General features: G+C 46.8%; 12 protein-coding genes. 5 read left to right on the top strand and 7 right to left on the bottom strand.

Annotation, left to right across the window (positions count from 1 at the left end; genetic code table 11):
* Positions 1–258 precede the first annotated feature (258 nt).
* The 4 genes from QUA40_RS24505 to QUA40_RS24520 form a co-directional block, all read right to left on the bottom strand.
* The gene (locus QUA40_RS24505; protein ID WP_333130713.1) at positions 259–1026 is read right to left on the bottom strand and encodes a Uma2 family endonuclease; all 768 of its coding nucleotides are present in this window, start codon (positions 1024–1026) and stop codon (positions 259–261) included.
* 94 nt (positions 1027–1120) lie between these two features.
* On the bottom strand, positions 1121–1474 hold the full coding sequence (locus tag QUA40_RS24510; protein WP_333130715.1) for a hypothetical protein: 354 nt from the start codon (positions 1472–1474) through the stop codon (positions 1121–1123).
* A 254-nt stretch (positions 1475–1728) separates the two neighbouring features.
* Entirely contained in the window at positions 1729–3120 is a 1392-nt protein-coding gene (gene asnS / locus QUA40_RS24515; RefSeq protein ID WP_333130717.1) for an asparagine--tRNA ligase, read from the bottom strand.
* Between the two features lie 96 nt (positions 3121–3216).
* The gene (locus tag QUA40_RS24520) at positions 3217–3582 is read right to left on the bottom strand and encodes a DUF2203 domain-containing protein (RefSeq protein ID WP_333130718.1); all 366 of its coding nucleotides are present in this window, start codon (positions 3580–3582) and stop codon (positions 3217–3219) included.
* A gap of 118 nt (positions 3583–3700) precedes the next feature.
* On the opposite strand from QUA40_RS24520, the gene QUA40_RS24525 reads away from it, so the two are divergent.
* Positions 3701–3976 (top strand): DUF6439 family protein, encoded by a 276-nt coding sequence (locus QUA40_RS24525; protein WP_333130720.1) that lies wholly within the window; start codon positions 3701–3703, stop codon positions 3974–3976.
* A 231-nt stretch (positions 3977–4207) separates the two neighbouring features.
* Here QUA40_RS24525 and QUA40_RS24530 read toward each other — a convergent pair whose 3' ends face one another.
* Positions 4208–4696 carry an anti-sigma regulatory factor gene (locus QUA40_RS24530; RefSeq protein WP_333130722.1) on the bottom strand — a complete coding sequence of 163 codons (489 nt, stop codon included), beginning with the start codon at positions 4694–4696 and terminating at the stop codon, positions 4208–4210.
* 697 nt (positions 4697–5393) lie between these two features.
* Between QUA40_RS24530 and QUA40_RS24535 the strand changes: the two genes are divergently transcribed.
* Positions 5394–6305, top strand: a complete 912-nt coding sequence (locus QUA40_RS24535) for an alpha/beta fold hydrolase (protein ID WP_333130723.1) — start codon at positions 5394–5396, stop codon at positions 6303–6305.
* Positions 6306–6500: 195 nt separating this feature from the next.
* Positions 6501–7487 (top strand): aldo/keto reductase, encoded by a 987-nt coding sequence (locus tag QUA40_RS24540; protein WP_333130725.1) that lies wholly within the window; start codon positions 6501–6503, stop codon positions 7485–7487.
* A gap of 548 nt (positions 7488–8035) precedes the next feature.
* Here the strand turns inward: QUA40_RS24540 and QUA40_RS24545 are convergent.
* Positions 8036–8176 carry a hypothetical protein gene (locus tag QUA40_RS24545; protein WP_333029071.1) on the bottom strand — a complete coding sequence of 47 codons (141 nt, stop codon included), beginning with the start codon at positions 8174–8176 and terminating at the stop codon, positions 8036–8038.
* A gap of 108 nt (positions 8177–8284) precedes the next feature.
* On the bottom strand, positions 8285–9976 hold the full coding sequence (locus tag QUA40_RS24550; protein ID WP_333130731.1) for a transglutaminase domain-containing protein: 1692 nt from the start codon (positions 9974–9976) through the stop codon (positions 8285–8287).
* A 422-nt stretch (positions 9977–10398) separates the two neighbouring features.
* On the opposite strand from QUA40_RS24550, the gene QUA40_RS24555 reads away from it, so the two are divergent.
* Entirely contained in the window at positions 10399–11262 is an 864-nt protein-coding gene (locus tag QUA40_RS24555) for a DUF928 domain-containing protein (protein WP_333130727.1), read from the top strand.
* A gap of 551 nt (positions 11263–11813) precedes the next feature.
* A complete protein-coding gene (locus QUA40_RS24560; protein WP_333130729.1) occupies positions 11814–13973 on the top strand; it encodes a ShlB/FhaC/HecB family hemolysin secretion/activation protein in 2160 nt (719 codons plus the stop codon).
* Positions 13974–14055 lie beyond the last annotated feature (82 nt).

Below are 14055 nucleotides of genomic sequence, written 5' to 3' on the forward strand. Positions count from 1 at the left end.
TGCACTTTATTCTCGATCGCGCGCTCAAAACCCAGGCTACCTCAAGTGCGATCGATATATTCAGCAAGCCCTATTTACACAAATTAGAATAGACCAAAGGTATACTCCAAACTCAGTCCCACAGATAACTGTATCTGATGAACTCATTATTATCCCCTCATTTAAAATGGACAAGGTAGCAAATATTATATTCTATGCCTACCATCCTAAAGCCGATCGCCCCCTTGGAAAAACTCAACTAACGAACATCCCGCCCTTTCACGTCAGCCGATCGGGATCGACACCCAACTCGCGCAACTTTGCCGCCAATACCTCCGCCCGCAGACGTTCCTGTTCTGCTCGGTCGCGTTCCTGTTCTGCCCGCTGGCGTTCCTGTTGGGCCTGTTCCGAACTCCACAGCAGCAACTTTCCCTGCGAATCCCACCAACGCAGCCAATTCATAGTTTGCCCCAGCCGTTCCCCCGACCAAATCCCCAGCCACAAATCCAACTGTGGAATCCGCACCCGTCCCTCAGCATCAGCAGCCTGCGTTTCATAGGCTCCATTTTGCAGATACCGCACTTCCAGCTTGGGCTCGTAGGGGTCGTAGGTGACGTAGGTGGGCACTTGCAAAATCTGCTCGTAGAAGTAGAGCTTGCCGTAGGGAGGAGTCGATCGCACGGACAGTTCGCCGTAATCTTCATTAGACAAAAACTCCATCACCACCGATACCGGCGCACCCTCCAGATTCGGCGTGTAACTGCGGCGAATGGTGCCCTCTGCGACTCGATGCACTTGCGGCGCGTAAAACCAATCCGGTGCTTTGACTACAGTCTGCTTATTTACTGTCGCTACCAGTCCAAAATTGGAACCGATTAGGGCGATCGGTTGAATGCGTCCAGCGGCTCCCAGAGCATCGGTGAGAGCGGCAGCAAGGGGCGGTTGTTGAATATTCTCCACGGGATCGTCCGGTAATACAAAGTCCGCTGGTAAGGCTTCCCAGGTGACAGTTGGTGTTTTGGAACTCGATGGGATTTGAAGTACCATTAGCTCATACCATTTTAGATTTTAAATTTTAGATTTTAGATTGTAAAAGCGTAGGGAAACGGCATTGCCGTGCTCTCCGGGTAAGGACAAAGGACTATATAGTGTTTGGATCTGCACCCATAAATCCGACTTTTACTCCAGCAGCTTTCATTGCTTTCATTGCTTTATCGTGCAGGAAAAGCAGTATCAATAGACTTAAAAGAGGTACCAACAAACCAAGCATGAACAAGATCAGCAATACAACTGAAATTTTCAGAGATCTCCCCAACTTGTACAGCGCAAATATTTGAAATACTGCGGCTGCGAAATACACCACGAAAACTATACGTTGATCGCTAAAAACAAGATTAGATAAGTTACCTGGTATCACGGCGAGGATCGACCATAAAAATAATCTGTGATACTTAGCAATTTTTTGAAGCTCGGGACGTGAAAAGCTTGTGTTCATAGGACTCCTTACAGATCACCGAAAGATGGAGCTTTCAATTAACGATTTTTGGTAGATGGATATAACCTACTTTTTATATATAGCTTTGTCAAGATGAAATTCTTAAAGTTTTTTAGTTTCTCCGAGATTTGTGATGGAAACGGTGATCGGTCGGCTCTGCTTCCATTTTCTGAAGCGAGGCAGAGCCGACCGATCTCGGTTCCCAGGCTCTTCACCTGGGCATCAGTTACTAAAGTCCTCACTACGAACCTTAATTAAAAATCAATACTCAAAGGCGCTCTCGGAAACGGAATCACATCCCGAATATTCCCCATTCCCGTCATAAACTGCACTAACCGCTCAAATCCCAAACCAAAGCCAGCGTGAGGCACAGTACCGTAGCGGCGCAAATCCAAATACCACCACAATTCCTCCTTATTCATACCCTGGGCTTCCATGCGCCGCTCCAACACATCCAGCCTTTCTTCCCGCTGCGAACCGCCGATAATTTCCCCAATATTAGGAGCCAAAACATCCATTGCTCGCACGGTTTTCTCGTCATCGTTTAAACGCATATAAAATGCTTTAATCCCGACGGGATAATCGCTGACAATGGTCGGCTTTTTAAACAAATCCTCAGCCAAATAACGCTCGTGTTCCGACTGCAAATCCAAGCCCCAACTTACCGGAAAATCAAACTTTTTGTCGGCTTTTTCCAAAAGTGTGATCGCCTCAGTATAAGTAATCCGCTCGAACTGATTATTAATGATATTTTGAGCAGTAGCCAAAACCGTTTTGTCAATGCGCTCGTTGAAAAACTCCATATCTTCCGGGCACTGCTCCAAAACGTATTTAAAAATGTACTTTAAAAACGCCTCAGCCAAATCCATATCTCCCTGCAAATCGCAGAAAGCCATCTCCGGTTCTATCATCCAAAACTCAGCCAAATGCCGCGAAGTATTAGAATTTTCCGCTCGGAAAGTCGGGCCAAAAGTGTAAACATTTCCGAAAGCCAGCGCCATAACTTCCGCTTCCAACTGGCCACTAACTGTTAAATAGGCGCGCTTTCCAAAAAAGTCTTTAGCATAATCAACCTCTTGCGAATCTGTGCGCGGCACATTCTTTAAATCAAAGTTGGTAACGGCGAACATTTCTCCCGCACCTTCGCAGTCGCTAGCAGCAATAATGGGAGTGTGAACCCATAAAAAACCGCGTTCTTGAAAAAATTGGTGTACCGCCGCCGAACAAGCATTACGGACTCGAAAGACAGCACCGTGGGTGTTTGTGCGCGGCCGCAAATGCGCGATTGTCCGCAAAAATTCAAAGGAATGGCGCTTTTTTTGCAACGGATAAGTTTGCGGGTCTGCATCGCCGTAAACTTGTACTTGTGAAGCTTTTAATTCAATTCGCTGTCCTTTCGCCGGTGACGCTACCAGCACGCCGGACACTTCTAAAGATGCACCTGTATTTAGTTGTTTGAGTACATTTTGAAAGTCTGGCAAATCGGCATTGATGACTACTTGCAAGTTAGCCATCGCCGAACCGTCGTTGACTTCCACAAAGGCAAATTCTTTTAATTCGCGTTTGGTACGCACCCAACCTTGAATAGTTACAGTGTCTTCGGGTTCGCCACCGCGCAAAATTGCTGCAATTCGTTGATTAGTCATATCCACTCCCGTTTATTTAATATTATTTTGCACCATATTTCTCTCTTTTCTCTTCCTCTGCGCCCTCTGCGCCCTCTGCGGTAAAAAAATCAAAAACTATCCCGCATAGGATTTCAAAATCCAACCGATTAAAATACCGAGTCCCCCAAAGCGAACTGCTTGCCAAAAAGGTTGTTTTATGCTTCCCCAAGAAAACAGGCTGCTTTCTAAATTCAACTCGATAGTTTCCAATTCTTGCTCAATTTCCCGCAATTCTTTTTTGAGTTGCGGCAATGGATTTTGGCGCAGAGACTGGCGCACATCTTCGCGCCGATGGCCGAGTTCGTCTTGGCGCTGTCGATCGACCTGAATTTGAGTGTACCGTTCTTTGACTGCCGCGAGCGATCGCTCCACTGCTGCGAGCGCTTGAACAAACTCGCTTTCTTGCTCTTCCGAATTTAACTCTGACGGCTGTTGAGGCATTTCGATCTGCAAACCTGACAATAATAATAAAAAAAACCGATTTCCAATTAAGTTGTTATTATATGCAGTATATTTTTTAAATTCAGAAACGGCAGCCAAATCCGTATAATTGCCAATTATGCTTGAAACTACACAAATAACCCAAACTGTCAACCTCAACGAGCTGAGCACGGTAGAACTAGCCCAAGCTCTAGCCGCGCGCCTCGCCATCCACGAAAAAGACTGGCACCGCCTCAAAGCCAACCGTTCCGCGCGGGCCTGCGAGCAAGCTGCGGCCGCTTTGGTCTTTTTGCTTAAAAAACAGCCCGAAGAAGCTCTCCCGCGCTTAAACCAAGCAGCAGGATGGCTGGATCGATCGATATCTGCTCCTCCCTGTCCCACCCACGGCAAATAATTTTGAGTTTTGGCTTGATTAGTCGCTCAAAACTTAGACAATCGCGCCGCTCGATCGAGCAGCGCGATTGTGAGTTCAAAAAATTTATACTTTTTTAACTCAAAACTCACATTTTGCATTATGATCAGCTATCAATAGCCAAATCGTTCAAATTCTCACTGCAAACTTCAGCCCGAGAACGAAAAATTTTCCAGGTCTAGCTGAGGTGAAAACTGCTGCCAAATAGCGGTGCTAGCGCAAGCGAGGCAGTCGGTAGCGACTGGGAAGTTCTTTGCACAGCCGTAACTCTGTACCTTGAGAATTCCACTCTACCCGATCGAATATTTGGTAAAGAATAAACAACCCCCTACCACATTCCTGTTCCACATGGGGGAGTGCAGATTCCTCTACAACATCCTCTGCTAGGAGACTGTCGCAATCATCGGTATAAAGGTTACAACTGCAAGGAGCATTAAAGCCAGAACCTTCATCCGATATTACCCACCAATATTGGTTTTGGACGATCGAAAAACGGACTCCAACAGTTTTACCGGGGTCTAACTTGTTTCCATGCTTAGCAGCATTTACCAAAGCTTCTTGAAGCCCCAACCGCAATTCCGCTTGCCAGTAATCTGGCACCTCTGCTAGGAGCAGATCCAAAATAGGACAAAGGTATAGAGTAGAAGCGAAGCTAATCGTAATCCAATTGCGTCCGACGGGACGAGGTGAAATAGCAATCACTCAGAAAACTCCCTAACTTTCAGGTGGATAAAGTTCACACCCTGCATAGTTGGCTCCCTAGTATTCAAAATGCTAATTAATTGAGCGGCGCAGCTCTACTTCTATCTTAGAGTATCAAAGCAATTAAGAACAGCAAACAACGTCACAAAATATTCAGCGATTCTGAGAAACTTCTGCGGAGAACAATCAGTAATTTTACTTATAACTTCTCCCAGCCGCGAAATTTTTGATGGCGGCTTTTGCCAACTCGCAACCAAACGGTTCGCTGCATCCCCCAAGCCGTCAACACCTCTTTCACAAACGATCCCCACCTTGAAAACCTCGGAAATAACTATAAAAAAGTTGATCCCTTAAGGCTCGCCAATCAGGTTCTACCCTCGCCGCCAAGCTTTGCACCGATCGCCCCAGAGCTATCTCTTACCGCCACACAGCACAATCATCATACCTAGGTATGTTGCAGCCAAAACCCGATTTATTTTCCCCAATGCGATCGGGCCCAACATCTCCCATTGCTGCGACCCTCACAAAATCAATATTCGTTACAAAACTTATTAATCCTGAGTGCAGAAGATCCCCAGATCCCAACTAGCTCACATTGACGAATCCTTTGCTAGCGGAACCCCGGCGCGGATGCCAAACTTTATAAATCTGAGCGTCGCGATACAATAGTTAAAGTAAATAATTATTTCTTTACATCATGCAAACAACCCCAGCCATCACCACAGCCCCCATAGCCGGCACTTACTGGCAGTGGCGGGGGCATTCAGTATACTACGTTCGATCCAGCGATCGGCATCCAGAACGCCCTCCCCTGCTGTTAATTCATGGTTTTGGAGCCTCCACAGACCACTGGCGCAAAAATATCAGCGGCCTGAGCAAAGACTTTGAAGTGTGGGCGATCGACCTTTTGGGATTTGGGCGATCGGCAAAACCCGAATTGCAGTACAGCGGCGACCTCTGGCGCGACCAACTCCACGACTTTATCACCAACATCATCGGCCGACCCGCCGTACTAGCCGGCAACTCCCTCGGAGGCTACGCCGCCTTGTGTGTAGCAGCCCAGGGCCCCGAATCAGCAGCCGGACTGATATTAATCAACAGCGCCGGCCCCTTCAGCGAACCGCAGCCGGCACCCGAAGCCCCGCCCTTGCAAAAAGCCATATCTGTAATAGCTAAAACTTTATTTCAGCAAGATTGGGCAAGTTTTCTGCTGTTCCAGTACGTGCGCCAGCGATCGACAATTCGGAAAACCCTAGAAAAAGTTTATCTCGACCAAAGCGCGGTTACAGACCAATTAGTAGAAGAAATTTACCAACCATCCTGCGATCCCGGTGCTCCCAAAGTATTCGCTTCCGTATTCCGAACACCCCAAGGCGAAAAAATTGACGTATTACTTAGTCAATTAAACTGCCGGTTGCTAATGCTGTGGGGAGAAGGCGATCCGTGGATGAATTCCACAGAAAGAAGCGCCAAATTTCGCAAACACTATCCGCAGTTAACAGAATACTTTATCAAAGCTGGTCACTGTCCCCACGACGAAGTACCAGAACAGATAAACGAACTGATTCGGGGATGGATAATTGACAAGGGCATAGGGCATGGGGCATAGGGCATAGGGCATAGGGCATGGGTTACTGGTTATTGGTTATTAGAACGAAGAACTAACGAGAAACATAGGACAAATAACCAATAACCAATAATCAATAACCAATGACTAATGACTAATGACTAATGACTAATGACTGATGACTTCATTTAACTTTCTGGTTAATCTCAACTCAAACATTCTGAGGAGACGGAAACCATGACCAGCAAAAAGACTCGCCGCAATTTTATATTGAGCAGTATAGCTGTTGCCAGCGGCATTGCAGGCGCTAAGGCGATCGAACAGCAGGATCGGGAAATCGCAGCCGCACCCAATAACCAGGCGGCCGCCACAGTAAAAATGCCAGAACGACTGTTAGGCAACACCAGCGTGAAAGTGCCGATTTTCGGTTTGGGTGGGGCCGGACAAACACCGCTGTCGCAGCCGGGAAGAGAAGCAGAAGCGGTGGTGCAAATTGAACGGGCGATCGAACTAGGCATTAGCTATTTTGACACGGCGGCCGAGTACGGGCCCAGCGAAGAAAACTTAGGCAAAGTTTTGCCACCATATCGATCGCGCCTATTCCTAGCCACAAAAACCGCCGCCAGAGACAGAGACGGCGCGTGGAGAGATTTAGAGCGATCGCTCAAAAGATTGAAAACCGATCGGATCGACTTGTGGCAACTCCACCACGTCTCATTCCAAGCCGAATTAGACCAAATTTTCAGTGCCAAAGGAGCAATAAAGGCGATCGAAGAAGCCAAACAGCAAAAAATAATTCGTTTTTCCGGCATCACCGGACATCACGAACCAGCCATTATTGCCGCAGGCTTGGAGCGCTATCCTTTTGACACAACATTAATCTCCCTCAACGCCGCCGAAAAACATCACCCGCGCTCCTTTGTTACCAGCGCTTTACCAGTTGCAAAAGCCAAAAATATCGGCGTTATAGCCATGAAAATACCAGCTTACGGCAAATTATTTCAGAACGGTGTTTTAGATGGAATGCACCAAGCAATGGGCTACACGCTTTCACTCCCCGGCGTGCACTGCTGCGTCATCGCCGCCGACTCAGTAAAGCAATTAGAAGAAAACTTTAAAGTCGCCCAAGCATTCAAACCCCTGAACACAACAGAAATGGCAGCACTTGAAAAACGCACCGCCGCCGCTTGGCAAGAAAATACATTTTTCAGACAGTGGACTTAAAATACCAACTCCAAAATCCCTTTTTTCCTGTGTGTTCGTTGTGGTGTATTTGTTGTGGCGCGGGCGTCCTGCCGATGAATCATCTTATGTGCGATCCTCTTCGAGGGCTTCGCTAACGAACGGCTGCAATCAAATTGTTTGGTAGTGAGAACTGGACTCCTCATAAAACTACTAGAACTCAAGTCCTCACTACAAACCTATAATATTTGGCGTTGCGGATTTAGGGTATGAAAGATTAAATATGCAAATCATAGAAACCAGTATCCACAAAGCTTCTGGATTTTTAACTTATTTTTTTCATACCCTGATTAAGCAACGCCTAATATTTATGTTAGCGAACTTGCTTTTACCTGCCGTGAAAATATAGCAACCGCCAAGCCGATTAGGAGATTTTAAATTGCTCAAACCATTGCGATTGTTGCTTCTTCCGTCTTCCGTCTTCCGTCTTCCTTCTTCCTTTTGCTATATTTAAAATCACAAAACAACGCGACCAAACCAGGTCGCGTTGTTTAATATCATAAAAAATGCAATTTGTCAACAGCAAAGAGCTACTTTTTTTTCCGTTTAGCCTTATCTAACCGCCTGCGATCGCGCCATTCAACCGCAGTCAAATAAGCGACCCCGCCAGTCACGGTCAGCAGCAATACAAAGGCAACTAAAACGAGAATATTAGCAATCGAAAATTCCACAACCCCTCTTCCTCTGATTTTACATTTTCTACTTTCGATTTTAGATGAAAAATGTTAACAATTAACAGTTGAATGTTGACGGCTAACTGTTAATTGTTAACACTCGATTCAAACTGCTGGCAAATCTTCCAAAATTGTAAACCTCACATGATTAATTGCCAGACTCCCCACGGAAACAGCCTCCTTGTTCAAAGGAAGACCCCCACTCGTGAGACTTTGAAACCGAATTCCCTTGCCAATTTCTACGTGATACCAAGCCAAACCCATAAAAAATCGCAAAGGATAAGGGCCTCTGTCTTGAATATCATCAGGATTAGATTCCATCGGCACCCAGCCAAAACCCGGAATGTAAAATTCCAGCCAAACGTGATTGAAATCCGGCTCCAGCGACACACCTTTTCTGTCAGCAAAAGCCGGACACTTGTAGCGCCCGATCGTGCGGCAAGCAATCCCGTTTAACCTAGCCAAAGCCAACAACAAGCCCACGTACTCGCCACAAGAACCGATACCGCGGCGTAATACAATATCGGGAGTGTCAATGTGAGGCCTAATCCCGTAAGAAAGTTGGTCGTAAACAAAATTGCGAATGCTCAGTAACTTCCTCAGAATGTTAGTTTCCGAGCCAATGGCAGCTACCGCAGCCGATCGCACAATCTCCGTCTCCATCGCCAAATTGTCATTATCCACCAAATATTTAGCTGCAAACTCCGGCGACAGCTTCGGAATCTTTTCGACATTCGGAGGCAACAACTGATACTTAATCGATCGAACTTCTAACAATGCCTTCCAGCCAAAAATTCGGCGTTCCCCAGGGTGCAGCCGATCGAACTTAAACACCGCCACCCGTTCTCCTTCCTGCATTTCCTCAGTAAAAGGCATTCCAATCGGCGTAATTTTCCTGACCTTTTGCCGATGAGTTTGCGAAGGCAAAGCAATCCGCCATTCCAAATTTTCGATTTCTACCTCATCGAGAGGAGACAGTTCCTCCACATAAGACATTTCCATCAAAAAACCGTTTGACAGAGCGTAGCGCTCGGCTTTATTGTAGTGAAAAGACAAAGGCTGAATAAAAGTGCGATCGCGCTTCGTCAACTGAAAAGGATCTTCCGAATTCGGGTCATCCCGGATGTAAAGTTCATCCCCCGCATAAGCCACGTACAGAACCTCTTCCCCGGTTTCGGAATCCTTGTGGAAAGCCAAACCAGAAGGCAACTCAAAGGGAGTCAAAACACTAAATTTAATCTCCCCAGTTCCCCGTTCCAAACAGTAAACAGTTTGCTCAGTCTTGTCACAAACCCAAATTTCCTCATCCCGGACGGTGATATTTTCTACCCCAATACCGGGAGCGCGAAACCGAGTAATTTCCCGACCCGTTTTTAGGTCAAAAACCAGAATATAGCCCAATCTCTCGCAAGTCACATAAAGCGTAGATTTCCACACAGCAATCCCGTCAGCAGGATAAGAAAGTGAAACAAAATGTTCGGGTTTGAGTTCAGCGATCGCCCCGTCCCGAATTGCGCCCCGACAGCAACAAATATCCTCATCCCGCGCAAACCACAGAGTATCTTCCGAAATAGCCAGCCCCGTTGCGCCCGCAAACTTAGCCGTTTGATAAGGATTCAAAACAGTAGTGTTGTCACTTTCTTTATCGATCTCCAATAGCAGCCCTTCGGCGCGATCGACAGCGAACAACCTATTTCCTAAAAAAGCAATGCCGTGCAGTGCCAAGACTCCGATGGGTCTGACCATCCGCAGCCCCGAAGGCTGTTTGTCCGAGAGAACAGGTGAATCGAGATTCATGCTAAATTTCTTGCCGGTATTGTACAGAAAACCTGATTTGTAACTTGTAGCCGATCGCTTGAGGTTCACCCGCAAAATTGCCGAGTTTCCTGATATCCAGGATTGACGCATCAACCGGGTGTTTTTACGAAAAGAAGCGTTGTAGCCTCTTGCTAGAGTTAAAAGAGCCCGAATATTAGTCTTTGTCAAACTTGGGTTTAACAAGTTCAACCCAACCTGCTGCCGTGAATGAAACTAAGTATAACTACTAAGCTACCACTGACAAACGCGACACAGAATTCTATGTTGATCAGAGCGACCAAAATAATCGTATCTGCCTAAAGATATAAATTAAGTACAACAGATTACTATATCCGTCAAAACCTTGGATAGAATAAAACCGTGCGATAAAGTTCCTAGGTTCATCAAAAGGCAGGTTCGTCATGGCTTTGAAGTCTGCTCTAAATATCGGTACTCTTTCCTTAATTCTGTCTTTAGAGGCAGTTGTCGCCGGTAGTTTTTTAATACCAGCAGAGGCTCTCAACAGCCGCGCAAACATTGTCCAGCGCCCCTCACCACCGGAGCTACCCCTCAACTGGCAAACAGTTAAACCCCCTGAACCCAGCGGAAGCAGACCGAACATTCAGCCGGGCTCCACGTGGAATAGCTTTCAACCGCCGGAGGACGGAGTACCCGGAAGGCGTGAAGGGGGAGGAACCCGCGGCTTAGAATGCCCCACGGCCACAACTGCCTTAACTGCCTTGATTCCCCAATCAACTATGGGGCAAACCATATCAGCAAAGCCAACATTTTTCTACTACCTTCCCGTAGCCCTCGACAAAACAGTTCAGTTTGAGTTAGCAGACGAAAGGGACAAAACACTATACAAAAAAAGTTTTCGCATGGTAACTAGCCGTGCAGGTGTCGTTAGCGTCAGCCTCGGCTCCGACGACAACTCGCCAGCCCTGGAAGTTGGCAAAAACTATCAATGGTACTTTACTATCAAATGCAACCCAAAAAATACAAGAGATGATGTTCTCGTTTCCGGGTGGATCAACCGCACCGCAATCGCCCCAACCGTGAAAACAGAGTTGGATCGATCGTCCGATATCACCAAGCTCAGCATCTTCGCCCAACAAAGTCTCTGGTACGAGTACCTGGCAACTCTAGCTCAATTGCGTATCGAGTCTCCCAGCGATGCCAGTTTAGCGATCAAGTGGTCAGCAGTGTTGAACTCAGTCGAACTCGGCAAAATAGCCCAAGAACCCTTAGTCGCCAGTGAGTTAACACCTATCACAAGAAAATAATTCAGGCGTTGCTTAATCAGGGTATGAAAAAAATAAGTTGAAAATCCCCAAGCTTTGTGGATACTGGTTTCCATGACTGGCATATTTAGCCTTTCATACCATAAATCAGCAACGCCATAATTCAACACCAGTTTCAAAAAAGAATGCAACGGTAGGCAAGCCCCAAACGGTGATAGCCATCAGTCGATTTTAGATTTTAGATTTTAGATTTTAGATTTTAGATTTACTTGCTGCATTGAATCTGGGAGCAGGAACAGGAGTCTAAAATTTTAGGATCTACACTGATCAGCATTCGGGGCACTGTACTCGTTTGTGGGCGAGTCATTGCCAAATCTGAAATCTCAAATGGTATGACTGGTGCAGGAAGTACGAAAAACTCGGTTTCGAGCGGGGTGTTTAGCAGCGCCATAGATGATTTTTGGCTGTTCCGGGTTTTTGGGTCGATCGTCGTAAATCAATGAAAATTTTTGTGCTAAAGAGCCGTTCGGGCTCCTGGCATCTTGAAAGCTGGACTGTGGAAATTTTGATGGTCAAAATTCGCCTAATACTAAATGATAAACTGGCATAGTCAAGCAGCCGACAAACTTATTTTAGAGAAATTATTAATTATGCGCCCGAATGCAAATATTGCACTATTTCGGTTGGGGATTTCACTTCTAACTGCGCTCCCGATGGCTTGCTTTTATGCGAATAAAGCTATATCCCAAACAAACGATATTTCTCAGTTGCCCGTCGCCGCTGACAACTCAGCAGATACGGGCAATCAAGTATTAGCACTGCAAAAACTGGAAATCAACCAGGATGAAACAGCGACCAACTTAAATCAGCTTCCCGATTGGATCGAGACAAACCCTGAACCAGAAACACAATCGAACCCCGCCGAGAACAGCCAAGATGCCTGTTCCACAAGCAGTTTGATTGATTGTGGTACGGGCATCTTGCCCGTAGCAAAAAATCTGGTTGACAACGATCCCCAATGTCTGAACCCGCTAGATTGTAATTTTTTAGCCCAGAACCCACAGACGCCACCGGGAAACCTCCCGCCCGACTTAAACCGCGAGCGGTTACAAGATCCGCTGTTACCGTCGCCGCCGACTCAGCCAGATCCAAATCGCGATCGATTTCTGCAACCCGCCCCGCAGCCTTCCCCAGAACCTCCCCAAGTACCGCCAACAGTAGCGCCGGGGCCCTCGTCGCCAGTTCCCCCAACCCTGCCGAATACACCAATTGAGGTGCAGAAAATTCAAGTAGTTGGCAGCACAATTTTAAGCCAAGATGAAATTAATGCCTTAGTCAACCCCTTAGAAGGCCGTTCTACCACCCTAGAACAGCTCAAACAAATCGCCGACAAAATTACCGAAATTTACCTCAATCGTGGCTACATCACTTCGAGAGCAGTCTTGCCGCCCCAAACTATCACCGCAGGGGTAGTCCAAATTCAAGTGATTGAAGGCAAGCTAGCCCGAATTGAGGTAGAAGGAACTAAAAGATTGCATCCGAGTTACATCCGCAGCCGAATTCGACTCGGTGCCGGAATGCCTTTAAGCACAGCTTCATTAGAAGACCAACTCCGGCTGCTGCGAGTCGATCCTTTATTTGACAATGTAGAAGCCAGTCTGCGGGCTGGGGATAATGAAGGCGAGAGCATTCTGATAGTCCGAGTCTCGGAAGCTAATCCATTTCAACCTAGTTTCAGCATTGACAATTACTCGCCTCCCAGCGTCGGTTCCGAAAGATTGGGAGTTAGTTTGCGGCATCGCAATATAACAGGAAATGGCGACGAACTTGCGGCTGCTTATTACCGATCGCTCGGCGATTCAGATGTGTTTGATTTCAGCTATCGCGTGCCGCTAAATGCGATGAACGGCACTTTGCAATTGAGGGCAGCGCCGAACCGCAACAGTATCGTACAAGCACCTTTTAACCGTTTTGACATTTCAGGAAAATCGCATTTATTTGAAGTTAGTTACCGCCAGCCTCTGCGGAGAACGCCGATCGAAGAATTTGCCTTATCTGCGGGTTTTACGTATCAAACAGGCAGAACTTTTCTCGCCGGCGACCCGTATGCTTTTGGCATTGGCCCGGACTCCAATGGTGTCACCACTACGAGCGCAATTAAGCTGGGACAGGACTACATTCGCCGCGACCCGCAGGGTGCTTGGGCCTTGCGATCGCAATTTACGATCGGCACTAGCTTGTTTGATGCTACTCAAAACGAAGGTTCACATCCAGACGGACAATTTTTTAGTTGGCTGGGTCAAGTGCAGCGAGTACAGCGATTGAATGACAAACATTTATTAATTTTGCAGGCAGACTTGCAGTTGTCAGCTAATAGTTTGTTGCCTTCGCAGCAATTTGTAATTGGCGGCGGGCAATCTTTGCGCGGCTACCGCCAAAATGTCCGTTCCGGCGATAACGGCTTCCGAGTTTCCATCGAAGATCGGATTACTTTGCAACGCGATGCTTCGGGAAATCCCAAACTTCAATTGGCTCCTTTTTTGGATGCGGGTACGGTATGGAACGTTGCGAATAATCCTAATAAATTAACCAATCAGACATTTTTAGCAGGTGTGGGTTTAGGGGTAATCTGGGAACCGATACAGCGGGTGAACCTGCGCGTAGATTACGCTTTTCCTTTGGTGAGAATTAGCGATAAAGGCGACAATCTTCAAGATAACGGCATTTACTTCAACATAATTTATACCCCATAAGGAGAGCTACCGTGTACACACAAGTCAAAGTAAACTAGGCTCATGTTTTGAGAGAGGTATAAACCGTGGACAACCCCATACT

The organism is Microcoleus sp. Pol11C3 (assembly GCF_036701485.1).
In the GTDB taxonomy this organism is placed as follows: Bacteria; Cyanobacteriota; Cyanobacteriia; order Cyanobacteriales; family Microcoleaceae; genus Microcoleus.